Raw genomic sequence first — 19,097 nt, 5'->3', positions numbered from 1 at the left:
TTTACCTCTCCTCTCCCATTTTGACCGCTTGGTGAACCCGCAATCTGCGAATCTGCCACAGCAGCATCGTTGCTCCCACAATCAGCATGACCACAGTCACGCCGTACAGCTGCAGCATATCTTGTTGTTCAAATACAATCCGGAACGGAGGTACCTGTGCAGATACATTATCTGTCGTTTGCAGGAATGGCAGGAACAGACGACTGGATACCTGACCGATTCCGATGCCAAGTAGAATGGAAAGACCTGCCGTGAACACTTGTTCCAGGAGCAGCATTCCGCTCAGCTGTGCACGTGATAATCCCATGGCTCTTAATACACCGAACTGGACAACACGACCTGATAGGTTAAAGAACCAATACAGGATGTACCCAATCAGGGATATGATGACCGAGACCAGGAAGCCCAGACTCAGAATCCCGAACACACCGCCACGCGACGGATGTTTGCCTTGGGATACCAATTCTGTACGTACATCGCGTACGGAGGATAGCTCAATGCCCTCTGCTGCCAGCTTCTCCATTAATGGAGCCACCTTGGCATCAGGTTTCATTTTCAGCCAGACCTCATACGGAATCAGCGGCACCTGATCATAGATATAGTCCAGATTGGCCACGAAGAATGGCGTCTGGTCCGGATACTGTGCAGGCCAGTATGGGATAATGCCGAAAACCACGAATTCAATAGCCTGGCCCTGAACGCCAATAGAGATCAGATCTCCCGTTTTGAGCTTGAACTTATCCGCAAATTTGGATGAGATCAACACAGCCCCTTCGTACTTGCCTAACAAATCAAGATACTTATATGGATGTGCCGGGAACAGGTCGTTACGGAACCACGCCACCTTAGCAAAGTCCACATTATCAATCCCGACCAGCATGCCCTGGCCGCCGGATTTGCCGGATACAATGATATTCCCTTTCGTCTGCAGCACTCTCGCTGCATGTTCCACACCGTCCAGTCTGCGGAATACTTCAAATGGAGGTTCGGAGTAAATGACTTTGGATGGTTGGGAATTCCCACCGCCCCCACCTGGAGCACCTCCACCGCCATTTCCGCCTCCGGCAGCACCACCGCCACCAGAACCTCCGCCACCGTTTCCACCACCTTGCTGCCCTCCGCCTGAACCACCGTTCTGACCGGAACCGCCAGGCTTAACTTCAGGTGTTCCTTCCCATACCGTTTGCATAATGACGTCAGAACCATATCGGTACAACGTACGCTCAGTGGAGTTCAGATCAATGGTCCGAGCTGCAGCCGAGTTGTACACACCAAGCCCGAGTGTCAAAACAAGCAGGATCATCAACGGGTAATAAGACGATGATGACCGCGATAACTGTGTCAGGGTCAAGTAGAGTGGAACCGGCAGGAATTTGCGCCCAATCCACTGAATGAGCTTCAGAATCCACGGGAACAACCGCAGGAAGAACAGCCCCAGGGCAAAGATCGCAAGCGCAGGTACAAAGAATAGAAACGGCTGTACCTGCAGCTGATCTGTCGTCATCCCCGTCTGGAACGTCAGCATCTGACGTTCATAGAACAGGTAGTATCCATATCCTGCAAGACCCAGCAGCAGGATATCGAGGAACCAACGCTGCCATATGGGAGCACGATCCGTACGTGCCTGGCGTCGCTTGGCCGAAACAATCGTCGCTCGTGCATAGGTTATTGCCGGAATAAGTGAAGCAATAATGGCTACGAGTACGGCGACAAGGCCCAGCAGGATAGCTTCCTTGGACACACCGATTGGAATCGACTTGCGATCCACGAATGACAGGAACCCACTGGCTGATCCAATGCTTTTGGCCATAAACCAGCCAAGCATTGGACCAATCACGAGCGCGATTGCCCCCAGAAAGATACCCTCCAGCAGGTATAGGGAGAAAATTTGCCGTGCTGAAGCTCCCCGGCTTCGCAGTACCGCAATGTCACTTTCCTGCTTCTGCAGGGACTGTCTGGCATTCATTGCAATAAAATAAAAAACCATCGCAATCATCGGTGCTGCCAGTGTAAACAGCATTGTCTGCAGCTGCAGACTCTGACTGCGGAATTGCTTCAACAGATCACCAAAGGTGATATCCACCTTCGTATCCTTGAGCCGCTGGTACAGATCGATATCCAAACGTTCCAGCATGGATGTCAGACCCGGCAGCTGACTGGTTTGGATTTCCTTCAGATCAAACGCATAATACCAGCGCGAATTCTGAAGAGGAATTCCTTTTTCCTTCAGCAACACATCATTGAACACGGACTCATCCACATACAGCCCATTCATCATGCCATCGAATCCCTGAACCCAATACGGACTATTCAGATCATCTGCCTTGAAGGAACCGGTGATTTTGACACGCAATGTGATATCAAGCCCGCTGTACACGGGGTATTCCAGAATATCACCGACATGCAGATCGTTCCGGTACATGCCTTCCTCCAGCATAACCGCTTCAATAATGTCGTCCTTCACTTGATTGCCTGGCTTCACGCCGGCAGTATAATTCACCTGTGCATCCAGCCCGCTCATCGTTCCGAGCGTCATGCTCCGAACCCGGCTGGCATCGACCTTGGTGGGATCCTCCGGATTCACCTCGGTGCTCCGAATGGATCTGGAATTCACATACGTATGAAATGGAAAACCGATATCGCGAGGCACATCCTCCCGAATATAGCGATCCACCTCATCTAATCCGCGCGTGTCGGTCTTAACCCCGCCTGGAGCCTGATAACTCATAAGCAACGAACCTGCAGGCAGCCCCTCACTGTTATCCTGCAGGGTCTGTGCCACCACCCGTTTCAGTGCACCGTCGGCATACATCGGTATACTGACAGTGAATGCTACCGCCACAATCAGTCCGATCAGTGTACTGAATGTCATCCAACGGGTGTTCCACATTTTCCGGAACAACAGTCTGAGCAATGGCAGCCCCATTAGCGGCCCACCACTTTCTGTCCAACGGTCAGACCCTTCAGAATTTCAACATCCGTGGATGTCTGCTGCCCCACTTCAACGTCCACTTCGCGCTTGCTGCCATCACTTTCAACGACCTGCACGTATGTTCTTGAACCGATGGAGCGCAGCGCCGATACAGGAATGACAATAGCATCCTCCGTACGCTGGGTCACAATGGATACTGACAGAGGGGTTCCGCGTTCCACACCCTTGGGCATTTTCGTCAGGGAGACGATAACATACTGGTCGAGGGTTTCTTTAACTGGCGGAGTGCCACCTTCGCCTGTACCTCCACCGTTTCCACTTCCACTTCCACTTCCAGTAGCCTCAGCAACAGGCATCACTTTAACTCTGCCGGATACCTTACCCGCTCCATTGATGTCGACATCCGCCTTCATGCCAGCCGAGAATTTCTCCAGGTCTTCCTTGGCAAATGTAGCTGCGACAACCAGATTTGACGTATCCGCGATCGTTGCAATCGGATCATAGGCTTTGACTGCTGCACCCTTCTCCACCTGAACTGCAATAATCGTTCCTCCGAACGGAGCGGTCAGCGTCGCTTTACCTAACTGCTCCTCCAGATCAGCCAGTTCCTGGCGCAATTCTTCAAATGCAATGGTGGCTTCTTCGAACTCCACCGGATCCATCTCATCTCGTTTACGAAGCGTTTCTTTCATTTGTACTTCCGATTTGCGAATCTGCAGCTTTTTGGCCCGAATTTCCTTTTCTACACTCTCCACGTCGAGCTCTGCGAGGAGCTGGCCTTTCTTCACTTTATCCCCCGGCTTTACGTTCAGTTCCTTGATGTGCATACCGTCCAGCGTGAAATACACCTTCTCTTCCCGCTGACTCATCATTTTACCGCTGCCGCTAACCTTTTTTTCCAGCGTTTCTGTCCGGACTTCATATTCCGGCTTTTTGGAAATCGTAGGCGGCGTGATCGGTGGAAGCACTTCTTCCTCTGTTTCTGCCGGCAGCAATGAGCAGCCCGACATCGTTGCAGCCACGATTGCACCAATTACAATCAGCGCTGCACGTTTCCCCCTTTTCGGAGCGGCCTCTTTACTGAATAAATCTGCCGTCCGCCATTTCATAAACATGGTCCGCAACCTCCAAAATCGTAGGATCGTGTGTAGTCATACATATGGTTACTTGTTCTACTTCGATAATATTGCGAAATACGGACATAACCTGTGCTCCCATCTTGGAATCCAGCTCAGCTGTCGGCTCATCCGCAAGCAGCAGTCTGGGTCTATGGGCAATGGCCTTGGCGATCGCGACCCGCTGCTGCTCCCCCCCGGACATCTCGAACGGCCGGTGCTTCACCCGTTTGGACAGTCCGACCAGATCCAGACAATGGCCAACCCGGTCCTTCCATTCCGAGCGAGGCACATCTGCCATTCGCAATGACAGCTCTACATTTTCCCATGCCGACAGCAAGGGCATCAGTGCATAGGCCTGAAAAATAAAACCAATTTCCTTACGCCGCAGAGAGGTCCGCTTCCGGTCACCCCAATCCTGCAAAGGCTGTCCGGAAAACAGTATGTCCCCACTGGAAGGCTGATCCAGTCCGCCCAACATATTGAGCAGTGTCGTTTTGCCCGAGCCTGATCGCCCTTTCAGCATAACCAGCTGCTGCGGGTTGACTTCCATGTCGATGCCCTTAAGTACATGGATAATCCGGCTGCCCGTCTGAAAGCTCCGATGTACATTACGAACTTCCAGCACAGGTCCGTCGTACGGAGGCAGCAAGCTGGCTTTTGTCTTGGGCTGGGACTTCGCTTCGGGTTCGGCAGCGGCAACGGCCACCTCATCCTGGATCATTCCATCACTTATGGATTGCGAGTCGATGGAAGGACTATCGGGGTCACTTATGTATGCCGAGGCTTCCTGCCCGGCGGTGTTCTGCTGCTCCGTGTGCCCTTTTGCATGCTTCCCGCCTGAATGGCTTTTGGCAGATTTCATACTGGAAAATAATTTCTTCATGCCAGCAATCACGCTCATCCTTTCTTAACATCCCATTCATTTCATTAAGGGTACTAAAATTAGAAATCTATTCCATACTACACTGCATTATAAACGACCGGTCCCAACTAAAAGTTACAAGCTTTTTACAACGTAGCCGGGAAAAAGTTAATATTTTGATGAACAAACGAAAAAAGCACCCCAGAGTGCGGGATGCTTCTTGCCAAATCTATAATTTGCCTCTATAGCGCCAATCATTACAATTTTGATACTGTTCACACGTCGAACAGCACAAGATGCATAGATGATATTATTTACCAAATGAAGAAGGATCTTCACGCCAGGATTTGAGCAGCTCGAAATCACTCTCCTGGATGGTTCCCTGTGCCAAAGCCACGTCCATTAGGGCCGTATAGTTGGAGAGGGTTTGCAGCTGAATGCCGGCTTCTTCAAATGCTTGTACCCCTTTATCCAGCTGATAGCTGAAAATCGCCAGCACGGCGAGCGGTGTTGCCCCTGCTGCACGTACTGCTTCGGCGGCTTTGATTGAGCTACCTCCTGTAGAAATCAGGTCCTCAATAACAACCACCTTTTGGCCTTCGGCAATGATGCCTTCAATCAGGTTTTCCTTACCATGTCCTTTCGCTTTGTCACGAATGTAGGCCATCGGCAGATTCAGCTTCTGAGCTACCCATGCTGCATGCGGAATACCTGCGGTTGCTGTACCTGCAATGACTTCTGCATCCGGGTACTGCTCACGAATAATGGCAGCGAAGGCTTCGGCAATGTCATTGCGGATCTCTGGATAGGACATCGTCAGACGGTTGTCACAATAGATCGGGGACTTGATCCCCGACGTCCAGGTAAAAGGCTGCTGCGGGCGCAGTGCCACGGCGTTAATCTTCAGCAGTTGGGAAGCAATATGATTAGGAATCTCGTTCAGTGCGATCATGCGTTCAACATCTCCTTCAAAATGGTTTCTGCTGCTTCACGTGGATTGGGCGCACCTGTAATCGGTCTGCCTACAACAATGTAATGACTGCCTCTGGCGATGGCTTCCCCTGGCGTGAGGACACGAGTCTGGTCACCAAGACCGCTGCCTGCCGGCCGAATTCCCGGGGTAACGGTGTGAAAATCACTGCCGCATGCTGCCCGGATTGCCGGCACCTCAAGTGGAGAAGCCACAACGCCATCCAGGCCCGCTTCATGAGCCAGTCCAGCATAACGAACCACTGCCGCTTCCACACTTCCCTCAATGCCAATCTCGCTGTTCATTGTTTCCTGACTTGTGCTCGTCAGCTGGGTAACTGCGATGATTTCCGGCCTTCTCAGAGAAGGATCTGCAGCCAGCGCTGCTTCCGCTCCTTCGCGTGCAGCACGCATCATGCTTGTACCGCCTGCTGCGTGTACGTTGAACATGTCTACACCGAGGCGGGTTATACTCTCGGCACCACCGCGAACGGTATTGGGAATATCGTGCATCTTCACATCGAGGAATACCGAATACCCTCTCGCTTTCAGCTCCCGGATAAAGTTCGGACCCGCTGCGTAGAACAGCTGCATTCCCACTTTCAGATAACACGGAATACCTTCGAGAGCCTGTACCAGCTCTTGGGCCTGCTCCGCATCAGGATAATCGAGTGCGACCATCAAACGGCCAGCCATTTCATTGAAATTAGGGTGATTCATCCAGTCCGCTCCTTCCACATGCTTGTTTTTTCCGTTTTTGCCCGATATAAAGGACATCCCGCCAGCCCGCAGGCTGACTGATGTCCTTCATCAGTACCTTTTTATTTTACAAAGACTGGCATTGCCTCTGAAGAGAAGTTGATCGTTTGCAGCATGATCAGCAGGGCACGAATCGTATCCAGGGAAGTCATACATACAATGCCGTTCTCTACCGCTTCACGACGAATTCGGAATCCGTCACGCTGCGGTGTTTTACCTTTGGTCAGTGTGTTGAAGACAAAGTTCGCTTCACCGCTGCGAATCATGTCCAGAATGTTCGGCGAACCTTCGCTCAACTTGTTCACCGTCGTTACCGGAATGTTTGCCGCTTCAAGCGCAGCTGCCGTTCCTCCAGTAGCCATGATTTTGTAACCCAGTCTGTAGAAACCTTCAAGCAGCGGTACAGCTTCGTCCTTATCTTTGTCTGCCACAGTAACTACAATCGCTCCGGTTGCCGGAATTTTCATTCCAGCTCCGATGAGACCTTTGAACAACGCTTTGGCGTAATTCGGGTCACGACCCATAACCTCACCTGTGGATTTCATCTCAGGTCCAAGGGTTGGTTCCACACGACGCAGCTTCGCGAAGGAGAAGACCGGAACTTTCACCGATACATGATCCGACTCAGGCCACAGACCGTCTACGTAACCCAGATCTTTCAGCTTCACACCCAGGATCGCCTGTGTTGCCAGGTTCGCCATCGGAATGTTCGTTACTTTGCTCAGGAAAGGTACTGTTCGGGATGAACGCGGGTTCACCTCAATGACATACACTTGGCCATCATGGATGACAAATTGGATGTTGACCAGACCAATCGTTTTCAGTTCTTTTGCAATCTTAATCGTGATGTCAACGATTTTTTCTTTCAAATCGTCGGACAGGTGCTGTGGCGGATAAACTGCGATGGAGTCACCGGAGTGCACCCCTGCGCGTTCGATATGTTCCATGATGCCTGGAACCAGGACCGTCTCACCATCACAGATGGCATCCACCTCAACCTCTTTACCCAGCATGTAACGGTCAATCAGTACTGGGTGCTCGGGATTGATTTTAACCGCCTGTTCCATATATGTCAGCAATTCGGCATCAGAGTATACGATCTCCATCGCACGACCACCGAGTACATAGGAAGGACGAACCAGTACAGGGTAACCCAAGCTTTGCGCCGTCTCTACTGCATCATCTACGGAAATGACTGTTTTACCTTTAGGCTGTGCAATTTCCAAACGGGACAGAAGACGTTCGAATTTCTTGCGATCCTCTGCTTCATCGATGCTCTCCAGGTCCGTTCCGAGGATGGTCACACCTGCATTACGCAGTGGTGCAGCCAGGTTGATAGCCGTTTGACCACCGAACTGTACGATAACGCCTACCGGCTGTTCCTGTTCAATCACGTTCATGACATCTTCGAAGAACAGAGGCTCGAAGTACAGACGATCGGATGTATTGAAGTCCGTGGATACTGTTTCAGGGTTATTGTTAATAATAACCGCTTCGTAGCCTGCCTTTTGCAAGGCCCATACTGCGTGTACTGTTGAGTAGTCGAACTCGATCCCTTGACCGATCCGGATTGGTCCCGAACCAAGCACTACGACTTTTTTCTTGTCCGAAGGGATAACTTCATTCTCGGTTTCGTACGTCGAGTAGTAGTATGGCGTTGTTGCTTCGAACTCCGCTGCACATGTATCAACCATTTTGTATACCGGACGAAGGTTTTCCTGCTCACGACGAGCTCTAACCTCTGCTTCCGTTGTCAGTGTGCTTCCAGGTTGACCTTGGGCACGCAGTTCAGCAATTGCACGGTCCGTGAATCCAAGACGCTTCGCTTGATACAGCGTTTCGGATGACAGCTCGGATTCCTCACGGATACGATCTTCGAAGCCGACCAGACCTTCAATTTTGTCCAGGAACCACCAGTCAATCTTCGTCAGATCCTGCAGTTGTTGTAATGTATACCCTCTGCGGAATGCTTCAGCCACCAGGAACATGCGCTCATCATCGGCTTTGACCAGACGTTCGTTGAGCGTAGCTTCGTCCAATGTTTCTGCCTCTTTCAAGTACAGACGGTGCACACCGATCTCCAAGGAGCGAACTGCTTTGTGAATCGACTCTTCAAAGGTACGGCCGATAGCCATAACTTCGCCTGTTGCTTTCATTTGTGTACCCAGCTTGCGGTTCGCGGAAGTGAACTTGTCGAACGGCCAGCGAGGGATTTTGCTCACGATATAATCCAGTGTTGGCTCAAAGCAAGCATAGGTTTGGCCTGTTACCGGGTTGACAATCTCATCAAGCGTATAACCCATGGCGATTTTGGCAGCCATTTTTGCAATCGGATAACCGGTCGCTTTGGAAGCCAGTGCCGAGGAGCGGCTTACCCGCGGATTCACTTCGATAACATAGTACTGGAAGCTGTGCGGATCCAGGGCGAACTGTACGTTACATCCACCTTCAATGTTAAGGGCGCGAATGATTTTCAGGGATGCTGAACGCAGCATTTGATATTCACGGTCAGACAGCGTCTGGCTTGGTGCCACAACGATACTGTCACCTGTGTGAACGCCGACCGGATCGAAGTTTTCCATGTTGCAGACGACGATACAGTTATCGTTTTTGTCACGCATGACTTCGTACTCGACTTCTTTCATGCCTGCAATACTCTTCTCGACCAGACATTGTCCAATCGGGCTGTACCGAAGTCCTGCTGCGACGGTCTCGCGAAGCTCTTCTTCATTCGCACAGATCCCGCCGCCTGTTCCGCCAAGCGTATAAGCTGGACGTACGATAATTGGATAACCAATCTCTCCTGCAAACTCAAGGGATTCCTCAAGTGTCGTTACAATAACACTTTCTGGTACAGGCTGTTCCAGTTCACGCATCAGATCACGGAACAGGTCACGGTCTTCCGCTTTCTCGATGGATGTCAGCTGTGTTCCGAGCAATTTCACGTTTTCACGTTCCAGGACACCGGCACGAGCCAGTTCCACGGCCATGTTCAAACCGGTTTGACCGCCAAGCGTAGGCAGCAATCCGTCTGGGCGTTCCTGACGAATGATCTGAGTGACGAAATCGAGTGTAATCGGCTCGATATACACTTTGTCCGCCATATTGGTATCGGTCATAATTGTTGCCGGGTTGCTGTTAATGAGTACAACTTCCACGCCTTCTTCTTTCAGTGCCTGGCAAGCCTGTGTACCGGCATAGTCGAACTCGGCCGCTTGACCGATGACGATTGGACCGGAACCAATCACCAGGATTTTTTTGAGGTCTTTGTTAATCGGCATGTTATTGCGCTCCTTTCACTGCGGCTGCCAATACGGCTTGACGCGGCTTTTGCGGGTTAGTGATTTTGTGCTCACGAATCATTTCGATGAAACGGTCGAACAGATAACTGTTATCATAAGGTCCTGGCGCTGCTTCCGGGTGATATTGTACCGAAAACGCAGGGAATGTTTTATGTTTCAGACCTTCAATGGTCTTGTCATTGTTATTGATGTGTGTAACTTCCAATTCAGTGTTTTTCACTGACTCTTCGTTAACCGTGTAACCGTGATTCTGGGATGTGATGAAGCAGCGTCCGCTCTCCAGTTCTTTGACTGGGTGATTACCACCGCGGTGTCCGAACTTAAGCTTCTCTGTATCCGCGCCTGCTGCCAGTGCAAAGAGTTGATGACCGAGGCAGATACCGAAGATCGGATATTCGCCAAGCAGTTCACTGATCATTTTAACGGCATGTGGTACATCTTTTGGATCCCCAGGGCCGTTGGACAGCTGAATTCCATCCGGGTTAAGACGGCGAATCTCTTCTGCAGTTACATCATGCGGCACGACAACAACGTCACAGTTGCGCTTGCTCAGTTCACGCAGAATTCCTGTTTTTGCACCATAGTCTACAAGAACGATACGCTCAGCCGTTCCCGGGCTGTTGTACACATGCTGCGTAGACGTCAGAGGTACCTGGTTGCGCAGCTCGGCGATGCTTGTGTCTCCCATCATCTCCAGCAGCTCTTCCACAGGCTTCGATCCTGTTGTGAGAATTCCCTTCATTGTGCCGTGATGACGAATCCGGCGAGTCAACATGCGTGTATCAATTTCGCTGATGCCGACGATGCCGTACTCTTTCAGCAGATCATCCAGGCTGTATTCAGCGCGCCAGTTGCTCGGTACCGTCTCATGACGGCGAACTACGAAACCATGCACGAATGGACGGATGGACTCGAAGTCGTCACGCGTAATGCCGTAGTTACCGATCAGCGGATACGTCATGGTTACGATTTGACCGCAATAAGAAGGATCCGAAAGCACCTCTTGGTAGCCTGTAATTCCCGTATTAAAAACGACCTCACCCGTTGTTTCACCTTCAGCACCGAACGCTTTCCCGGTGAACAGTGTGCCGTCTTCCAACAATAATCTTGCCTGTGCCTGCATCCCATTTCACTCCTCTGTGTTTATAAACTTGAATGCATTTCGTTGAACATGGGGTGCGTGTCACGGTAGCGGTGACTTCGTGGACGGAAAGCCCTTCGATCGCTGTTATCCCCAGATTACTCTTTATCCATTTTTCAAATGGATGTAATCCGGGGATAAAGGCGAACGCTGCGCTTCTTCGGGTCTTTTCTGTCCACTTCGTGTGCTACTGTGGCTCCCAAGTTCAAAACCATGCCATTCAAATTTGCTTTGTTTCGTATGTTAGGCTCTCGGCATGGTCTGCCTCGAGTTAGTTGAAAAGATGTTATTGCATTAAAGAGTTAATAACTCATTGGTAAGCCGATTTACTGTTGTACCGTATTATTCCATACGCTTTTGCCATCCACCCAAGTCTGTACCGGCCAGCCTTTCAGCTTCCAGCCCGTAAATGGTGTATTTTTTCCTTTGGTAGCAAACGTCGCAGGGTCAACTGCCTGTTCCTGATTCAAATCAATCATGGTCAAGTCCGCAGGTGCTCCCTCTTCCATCCTGCCTGTATCCAGTCGGAATACCCGTGCCGGATCGGCTGTCATGCGTTTAACCAGGAAGTCCAGGCTCCAAAGTCCTGTTTCTACAAACTTGGTGTACAGCAGCGGGAAGGCTGTTTCGAATCCAACGATTCCGAATGGTGCCAGTTCCATGCCTTTGGCTTTCTCCTCTTCACTATGCGGCGCATGATCAGTTACGATCATGTCCAGCGTTCCGTCCAGCAAGCCTTCAATGCAAGCCTGGACATCACGCGGTGAGCGAAGTGGCGGGTTCATTTTCCAGTTGGCATCCATGCCCGGGATGTCCTCATCGGACAGAACCAGATGATGCGGACACACCTCAGCCGTAACCTTGATGCCGATCGATTTGGCCAGACGAATCAGGCGAACGGATTGTTCCGTACTTACGTGGCAGACATGGTAGTGCACTCCTGTTGCTTCGGCAAGCAGAATATCACGGCCAACGTGAATCGCTTCGGATTCATTCGGAATGCCTTTGATACCATGGCGCTTGGAGAATTCTCCTTCGGTCACGTATCCACCTACAACCAGAGAGTCGTCTTCACAGTGAGCGATGACTGGCATATCCATGCTTGCCGCGAGGCTCATGGCATCTTTCATCATCTGCGCGTTCTGCACGCCTACCCCGTCATCCGTGAATCCGATGGCCCCTGCTTCTTTCAAAGCGGCAAAATCGGTAAGTTCACGACCAAGCTCGTTTTTGGTAATGGCCGCATACGGCAGAACCTTTACCAAATCAGCTTCCTTGGCTTTATTCAGAACCAACTTTACTACATCCGGACTATCGGTTACGGGTCTTGTGTTAGGCATGCAGGCGATTGTTGTAAACCCACCTTGGGCCGCTGACCTGGCACCTGTCTCGATGGTCTCTTTGTGTTCGAAACCAGGTTCACGCAAATGCACGTGCATGTCGATCAAGCCCGGAATTACCAATTTGCCTGAAGCATCTGTAGCGCTGTGCGCAGATTGTTCTGCTTGCAGGACCGCTTCGTCTTCCACACCGACGATCTTTTGGATCTTGCCTTCATTTATAATGATTGTTTTCCGTTCGAGTTCCCCTTGAGCATTCAAAACATTCGCATTTTTAATAATCTGTAGCATAATTGCCCTCCGCTTCGGTTCTCACCCGGATTCCCAGAGGATCCGAATGATTTGGATTTATCGTGTACTTTACCGTTCTAAAGAAGATCCGCCCTGTCAGCCTATGACCCATAGCCAGACCCTGTTACAGCTTTAATGCGCGTTCCATGACCGCCATGCGAATCGGAACACCGTTCGCCATCTGCGGGAAAATCCGCGATGCTGTACTCTCTACAACCGCGTCGTCAATTTCAACGTTCCGGTTAACAGGAGCAGGGTGCATGATAATGGTGTTTGGATTCAGGCGTGCCGCCCGTTCTTCCGTCAATCCGTAATGTTCGCGATAATCCTCTGCCGAGGTAATGAGACCATGCTTATGGCGTTCCAGCTGAACCCGCAGCATCATAACTACATCCGCATTCAGTGCTTCATCCAGACCTACATAAGGAGCGTGCTCTGCGAGTTCCGGTGCTTGCATCGTTTGCGGAGCACAGAAGCGTACATCTGCTCCGAACTTTTGCAGCGCCCACAGATTCGAGCGTGCAACCCGGCTGTGCATGATGTCTCCAATGATCGATACACGCAGACCTTTCAGCTCACCGAAGGCTTTTCGCATGGTGTACAGGTCCAGCAATGCCTGAGTTGGATGTTCGTTATTTCCGTCTCCCGCATTTACCAGTGGAACATTCACCTTCTGAGCCAGCTGCTGCAGAACACCTGCTGGTTTCAGCCGAATGACTCCCGCATCAATGCCCATGGATTCAAGTGTTCGTACCGTATCATAGATGGACTCGCCCTTCTCTACACTTGAAGCTGCTGCCGTGAAGTTCAGCACTTGTGCACCCAGTCGTTTCTCAGCCATCTCAAATGAGAAGCGAGTACGTGTACTATTCTCGAAAAACATGTTGGCAACAAAGCGTGATTCAAGTACAGGTACCAATTTATCCTTCTGAGCTTCCCAGTGGGCTGCTCTGTTCAGAATCGCTTCAATCTCACTGCGACTAAGTTCTTTCAGTCCAAGCAAGCTCCGGTCCTTCAATGCTGTCTGTGTAATCATCATGCTTGCTCCCCCCGGTTCTGAATGATTTTGACTTCGTCCTGTCCGTCCGTTTCCATCAGTGCCACTTCAATCTCCTCTGATTTGGAAGTCGGCACGTTTTTGCCGATAAAATCAGGTCGGATCGGAAGTTCCCGGTGTCCGCGATCCGCGAGTACGGCCAGCTGAATGTTCTGCGGTCTTCCACAGTCCATCAGGGCATCCATCGCTGCACGAATGGTACGACCGGTATAGAGCACATCATCGAACAAAATCACTTTCTTGTCATGAATCGAAAGTGATTCAGGTGTCATTATCAACAGTTCCTTGCGATTCGCTTTGTTCTCGTCCAAGCGGTCATCGCGATAAGGAGTTACATCCAGTTCTCCCCAGGGGACCTTGGCGCCTTCGATTTCTTCAATCTTCGCGGCAATCCGTTCTGCGAGATAAACCCCCCGCGTACGGATACCGACCAGCACACAACCGTCGATCCCTTTGTTTTTTTCCAAAATCTCATGGGCAATCCGTGTTAATGCGCGGCGGATCGCCGTTTCATCCATAATGACATGTGTTTCTGTGCTCATGCGTTCAGCCTCCTCAGGATTTCCCTCCAGATCATGGCCCCGTGACAGGAGAACAAAAAAGACTCCTTGCCGTGTTTATTGGCAAGGAGTCTCCGAACTTCAGACCGCTCTGAAGAAAGTTTACTCTCGGGATGCACCGTTATATTGCCGCAGCAAAAAACGATGTATCGTTCACGTTACCTTGCCAGTCTCACGGGACTGATTTAAAGGTGCTATTCATGTCGAACATACTGAAGTGCCTCACAGGGCGTTATTGATCAATATGCTCGTTTATCTTCATGAATTATGACAGAAAGACAACCCCCTGTCAACACCTCACCTTAGCAGGCGAACTCCCCTGCTGTATTCCCTTTAGAATCAACAGGTCGGCTGAAAAACATCCATGCACATCACATTTCATTCATTACTCATAATTATACAATGATTCTGCATATTTATCCATAGGTATTTGCAAACTTGAATCGATCCAATATAACCCTTCTGTTTTATAGCTGCTTATATTACAAGAAAGGTCGATTATTCACGCAAGAACGGGGTAAACAACTTTAATGCAAGCCCGTTCACATTCCGAACATAGGAACCGATATACATAAAGATTTGTATCTTCCTGAGATGGGAATGATATAAAACCTGGAATTTGATTAGAATTAGGAGGACATCATGCGTAACATATGGCAAATTTACAAAACGGACTGGCTTCACATTTTAAAAGTACCAACCGGCATATTCTTAATTGTAGCCATTATTTTACTGCCAGGGGTGTATGACTGGGTCAACGTTAAATCGGTGTGGGATCCGTACAGTAATACTCAAGGAATCAAAATCGCGGTAACCACGGAAGATCAGGGAGCAACCGTCGCTGGAACAACGGTTAACATAGGAGACGAATTGGTGACCAGCCTGAAGCAGAATCATAAGCTGGGTTGGACATTTGTGGATCAGGCGGAGGCCAGCCGTGGTGTGCAGACGGGTGAATATTATGCAAGTCTGCTTATCCCAGGTGACTTCTCATCCAAAATCACCGGTATTGTCGATGGAAAACTGGAACGTCCCGAAGTCATCTATACCGTGAATGAGAAAGTCAATGCCATTGCTCCCAAAATCACGGGATCAGGCGTCTCTTCTATCACAACGCAAATAAACGAAAGTTTTACCGAAGCGGTTAGCGAGGCGGTATTAACCAAATTAAAAGAAGCTGGTGTGGAGATCGATGCACAGCTACCTACCCTGCGCAAGATGGAAAATGGAATCTTTACACTGGAAAAGAATCTTCCTGCCATACAGTCTGCGGGACAAAAAGTGTTGGAAGTAGAAAAGGCGATGCCGGAAATCGTCAAAGAAGCCCAAAAAATTGTAGAAGTCGAGAAGCGTTTGCCCGAAATTAACGAAGCGGCAAAGTATATACTTAAGGTGCAGGAATACTGGCCACAGATTATGAATGCCTCTGCCGAGGTACTAGCCATACAGGAGCGAATTCCGGATATTCGAAACGCAGTCGAACGTATTCAAGAAGTGGATGAACATTTTGGTGAAGTATCCGGTGTCATTGATACGGCTTTAACCAAAACGGACAAGGCTCTAACTATCGTAACCGCTGCTCAAGATAAACTTGTCACGGTCTCAGGCATTACAGAAAACGGAGTAGAACTCGCTGAAGGCATGAATCGTTTCGTGGATGCCAGTGAAGAAGCATTTCAGACCATCGGACCAGTGATCCGGCAAAATCTATTGCTGGTGCAGCAGATTGCAAGTGCTGGCGGAGATTTGTTTGATCGACTTCAAGGTACGGACCTTAGCGCACTCCCTACAGCAGACGAACTGGACAGCATAGCTGTTCGGCTTGCCGTTGCCGTAAAATTGGTTGACGGTATGGCCGACCTATTGGGCAAGATGGACAATCTCCTTCCAAACCATCCGTTAGCCGATAAAATCACCAGATTGAATACCCTATCGGACAAGTTACAGCTCCAAATGAAGCTTGCCGGTATCATCAGCGATGCATTACGTCGCAATACCACTCCACCAGCTGATATCATTGATCAACTGAGCAAGTTATCAGAGGAAATCAACGGCGGTGTGGACCGAATTCTTGGAGCCTATGACGCTGAAATTGCACCTGCTCTTACTACCGGAGCTGATAAACTAAGATCTATTCTCTCGGCATCAGCAGATACTTTACAAGATGCCCAAGACAAATTACCGGATGTAGCGGACATCCTGTCAGCTACCAAGGAAGGTATTACTTTGGGACAGACGGAATTAAGAAAAATCCAAAGCGATCTGCCCCAAATACAGAACAAGATTCATGAAATATCACAGACATTGCAAAGTAAAAGTGAAGCTTTCATCCAGGCACTGAATACAGTAGCGCCTTTAATTCAGAATGACCTGCCCAAAGTTGGGGCCAAACTGAACGAAGCAGCCGATTTTGTCCGCAACGATCTGCCTCAGGCGGAGAAGCAGATTGGCAGAGCAGCCGACTTTGTACAACATCAATTGCCAGAGGTTGAAAAAGGCGTGCACCGCGTTGCCACACTTGTGCGAGAGGACCTGCCGGACCTGGAAAGTGCCATCAGCAAGGCGGCGGATAAGCTCAGAGAGGTGGAAGGCAATAATCAATTTGCCGAACTTGCCAAACTGCTGCGCGGAGATATTGAGGAAGAAAGTGCGTTTCTTGCGAGTCCGGTTCAAATCAAGGAAAATCAATTGTACCCGATTCCCAACTACGGATCTGCCATGTCGCCATTTTACGGCGTACTGTCCCTGTGGGTCGGCTCCACGCTACTGATTTCCCTGCTTCGAGCTGAGGCAGAAAATCCGGACGGCAAGTTTCGAGGGTACCAATTGTACCTTGGACGCTTAGGTACGTTCCTAACTATAGGGTTGCTTCAGGCTGTGTGCGTAACGGTCGGAGATATCCTGATTCTCGGAACATATGTAGCAGATAAAATATGGTTTGTCCTGTTTGCCATGTTGGTAAGCGCCGTGTTTGTCACCATTACTTACACCCTGTTGTCCGTTTTCGGAAACATTGGAAAAGGAATTGCGATTATATTTATGGTATTTCAATTCTCAAGCTCGGGAGGAACATTCCCGATCAGCATGACTTCTCCCTTTTTCCAGGCATTGAACCCGTTTATGCCCTTCACGTATGCGATCAGCCTTCTTCGTGAATCAGTCGGTGGCATATTGTGGCAGGCTGCTCTCAAGGATATTCTATGGCTGTGTATATTTATAGCACTTAGTCTTATCCTTGCACTTGTGCTGAAACGTCCGCTTAGCAGTCTCACCAAGCGTTCAGCCGAGAATGCAAAGAAGACCAAAATCATAGCCTGATTCCAATAGAAAGATGTTGCTGCAGAGGGTTGTTGCTTAGAATTCACCCATTGAATTACACATTGAATTAAAAGAAAGAGAGACAAGCCGAGTGGATATCATATCCATATGACTTGTCTCTCTTTTACTATTTACATCAATTCGCAGTCTGAGCCTGCTGCAATTGTTCATATGACTGTTTGATCGTGGTGAGTGTTTCTACATGACGGTAGATATTATTCGCTGCCATTACTAGTACACTAATGAAGAGTAAACCGAGCACTATTTTTTTGCCGATCCCCGGACGAAGACCAATCACCCACCCTCCACCAAGCAGGAAAAAGGCAAACAGATAGTGACCAGCATACAGGTACATATCGTATTGGAACACAGCCAGCCCGAAGCCAACTACGATATGCAGCAGAAGTGCAAACAAAATATAGGGTGCAAGGGTCCATACTTCCCGTTCACGAATTCTCATGATGAACCCGATCAGCGCCAGGAGCAAGATAAAGATACCGACAAGCTGAACATGAATCGGGTTGGAGCGGGACAGATCTGTTACAAAAGCGACCAGCCCCGGATCCAGCAAATGAACTTTGGGAGAGAGCATCGGATTAATCGTCAGCAGAGTCAGTGCCTTCCAATGAGCGGCAAACTGGAAAGGCGTAGCATAGCTGGTGCCTCCATTCTGAATTCCGAGCAGCCAATTGCTAACCCAGCTTCTTCCTCCGAATGCGATATACTGAATACCTGTCAATACGATAATGAAGGCGACCGCTAGTGCCATGATTCCAATATACTTTTTCCATGAGGAAGCCTTGCGCCAGGTACGCCAATTGAAAAACATAGCAGCAGCCAAAGGAACAACGTTCGTTGAGGTCAGTCCAAAATTAATCGTTGCAATCAGGGCATTTGGCACATAGCGAACGTCATTCCGTTCACGTGTGTATTGCATATAAAGAACAGACCATAGGATAAAAAACTGCACGTACGGATAGGAATCCGGAATAAGTGCCGTAAACATCAAATATGAACTAAATCCGAATAGCATCGCGAAGAGCAGTGGTGCCCCGATCTGTCTATCCTTTTGGTTGAGAAAAATAAAGACCAGCACTACAGATCCTGCATTGATCAGGGATTGCAGAATGAGGAAGAACCAGTTCCCTCCCAGCAACTGCGATACTGCACCAAGCGTGACGACAAGAAATGATATTAACGGATGAATAACCGAAGAACTGTTTGCCCCATAGTACATGGACGGATCAAAATTAAATAAATTCAGTGGAAATTGTTGTGTATTAAACGGGGTATATGCTCCAAGAACCTGTGGCTGATCCGCAATGTACAGAACATAGGGCACGTTCATCAGAGCGTAAAAAAGGGCAAATCCCGCGAACAGGCATAGTGCCGTCCAATTCGTTTTACGATCATATAATATGTAGTCCAGAAATTTCATGCATTCACAT

The 19,097-nt window shown here is 49.5% G+C and carries 12 protein-coding genes; 1 reads left to right on the top strand and 11 read right to left on the bottom strand.

From position 1 onward, the window contains the following. Window position 1 precedes the first annotated feature (1 nt). The 10 genes from ABIC22_RS18355 to pyrR form a co-directional block, all read right to left on the bottom strand. Window positions 2-2,926, bottom strand: a complete 2,925-nt coding sequence (locus tag ABIC22_RS18355; RefSeq protein WP_354482913.1) for an ABC transporter permease — start codon at window positions 2,924-2,926, stop codon at window positions 2-4. Further along, window positions 2,926-4,047: an efflux RND transporter periplasmic adaptor subunit gene (locus ABIC22_RS18350; RefSeq protein ID WP_127537806.1), complete on the bottom strand. Its 1,122-nt coding sequence runs from the start codon at window positions 4,045-4,047 to the stop codon at window positions 2,926-2,928. Before ABIC22_RS18350 ends, ABIC22_RS18355 begins: the two co-directional genes overlap by 1 nt. Further along, a complete protein-coding gene (locus tag ABIC22_RS18345) occupies window positions 4,010-4,771 on the bottom strand; it encodes an ABC transporter ATP-binding protein (RefSeq protein WP_483312595.1) in 762 nt (253 codons plus the stop codon). The genes ABIC22_RS18350 and ABIC22_RS18345 overlap by 38 nt, the downstream gene beginning before the upstream one ends. A 451-nt stretch (window positions 4,772-5,222) precedes the next feature. Beyond that, on the bottom strand, window positions 5,223-5,864 hold the full coding sequence (gene pyrE / locus ABIC22_RS18340; RefSeq protein WP_127537805.1) for an orotate phosphoribosyltransferase: 642 nt from the start codon (window positions 5,862-5,864) through the stop codon (window positions 5,223-5,225). Further along, complete coding sequence (gene pyrF, locus ABIC22_RS18335) at window positions 5,861-6,601, bottom strand: orotidine-5'-phosphate decarboxylase (RefSeq protein ID WP_127537804.1); 741 nt, start codon at window positions 6,599-6,601, stop codon at window positions 5,861-5,863. Before pyrF ends, pyrE begins: the two co-directional genes overlap by 4 nt. A 101-nt stretch (window positions 6,602-6,702) precedes the next feature. Further along, window positions 6,703-9,921: a carbamoyl-phosphate synthase large subunit gene (carB, locus tag ABIC22_RS18330; RefSeq protein ID WP_127537803.1), complete on the bottom strand. Its 3,219-nt coding sequence runs from the start codon at window positions 9,919-9,921 to the stop codon at window positions 6,703-6,705. 1 nt (window position 9,922) lies between these two features. Next, window positions 9,923-11,065, bottom strand: coding sequence for a glutamine-hydrolyzing carbamoyl-phosphate synthase small subunit (gene carA / locus ABIC22_RS18325; protein ID WP_095359436.1), 1,143 nt, complete (start codon window positions 11,063-11,065; stop codon window positions 9,923-9,925). A 344-nt stretch (window positions 11,066-11,409) separates the two neighbouring features. Then, a complete protein-coding gene (locus ABIC22_RS18320) occupies window positions 11,410-12,714 on the bottom strand; it encodes a dihydroorotase (RefSeq protein WP_354482905.1) in 1,305 nt (434 codons plus the stop codon). 124 nt (window positions 12,715-12,838) lie between these two features. Further along, the gene (locus ABIC22_RS18315; RefSeq protein ID WP_371859958.1) at window positions 12,839-13,750 is read right to left on the bottom strand and encodes an aspartate carbamoyltransferase catalytic subunit; all 912 of its coding nucleotides are present in this window, start codon (window positions 13,748-13,750) and stop codon (window positions 12,839-12,841) included. Beyond that, window positions 13,750-14,313, bottom strand: a complete 564-nt coding sequence (gene pyrR / locus ABIC22_RS18310) for a bifunctional pyr operon transcriptional regulator/uracil phosphoribosyltransferase PyrR (protein WP_239299962.1) — start codon at window positions 14,311-14,313, stop codon at window positions 13,750-13,752. The genes ABIC22_RS18315 and pyrR overlap by 1 nt, the downstream gene beginning before the upstream one ends. Before the next feature lie 660 nt (window positions 14,314-14,973). On the opposite strand from pyrR, the gene ABIC22_RS18305 reads away from it, so the two are divergent. After that, on the top strand, window positions 14,974-17,649 hold the full coding sequence (locus tag ABIC22_RS18305; protein ID WP_354482902.1) for a YhgE/Pip domain-containing protein: 2,676 nt from the start codon (window positions 14,974-14,976) through the stop codon (window positions 17,647-17,649). Window positions 17,650-17,785: 136 nt separating this feature from the next. Here ABIC22_RS18305 and ABIC22_RS18300 read toward each other — a convergent pair whose 3' ends face one another. Continuing rightward, entirely contained in the window at window positions 17,786-19,087 is a 1,302-nt protein-coding gene (locus ABIC22_RS18300) for a DUF6080 domain-containing protein (RefSeq protein ID WP_354482899.1), read from the bottom strand. Between the last annotated feature and the right edge of the window lie 10 nt (window positions 19,088-19,097).

Source organism: Paenibacillus sp. PvP094 (assembly GCF_040546835.1).
In the GTDB taxonomy this organism is placed as follows: domain Bacteria; phylum Bacillota; class Bacilli; order Paenibacillales; family Paenibacillaceae; genus Paenibacillus; species Paenibacillus illinoisensis.
This window is presented reverse-complemented; position numbering and strand designations above follow the sequence as displayed.

Bases quoted from the DNA above. Each gene is read 5' to 3' on its own strand.
- ABIC22_RS18355 (WP_354482913.1), bottom strand. From the start codon at position 2,926: ATGGGGCTGCCATTGCTCAGACTGTTGTTCCGGAAAATGTGGAACACC.
- ABIC22_RS18350 (WP_127537806.1), bottom strand. From the start codon at position 4,047: ATGTTTATGAAATGGCGGACGGCAGATTTATTCAGTAAAGAGGCCGCT.
- ABIC22_RS18345 (WP_483312595.1), bottom strand. From the start codon at position 4,771: ATGATCCAGGATGAGGTGGCCGTTGCCGCTGCCGAACCCGAAGCGAAG.
- pyrE (WP_127537805.1), bottom strand. From the start codon at position 5,864: ATGATCGCACTGAACGAGATTCCTAATCATATTGCTTCCCAACTGCTG.
- pyrF (WP_127537804.1), bottom strand. From the start codon at position 6,601: ATGAATCACCCTAATTTCAATGAAATGGCTGGCCGTTTGATGGTCGCA.
- pyrR (WP_239299962.1), bottom strand. From the start codon at position 14,313: ATGAGCACAGAAACACATGTCATTATGGATGAAACGGCGATCCGCCGC.
- ABIC22_RS18320 (WP_354482905.1), bottom strand. From the start codon at position 12,714: ATGCTACAGATTATTAAAAATGCGAATGTTTTGAATGCTCAAGGGGAA.
- carA (WP_095359436.1), bottom strand. From the start codon at position 11,065: ATGCAGGCACAGGCAAGATTATTGTTGGAAGACGGCACACTGTTCACC.
- ABIC22_RS18315 (WP_371859958.1), bottom strand. From the start codon at position 13,750: ATGATTACACAGACAGCATTGAAGGACCGGAGCTTGCTTGGACTGAAA.
- carB (WP_127537803.1), bottom strand. From the start codon at position 9,921: ATGCCGATTAACAAAGACCTCAAAAAAATCCTGGTGATTGGTTCCGGT.
- ABIC22_RS18300 (WP_354482899.1), bottom strand. From the start codon at position 19,087: ATGAAATTTCTGGACTACATATTATATGATCGTAAAACGAATTGGACG.
- ABIC22_RS18305 (WP_354482902.1), top strand. From the start codon at position 14,974: ATGCGTAACATATGGCAAATTTACAAAACGGACTGGCTTCACATTTTA.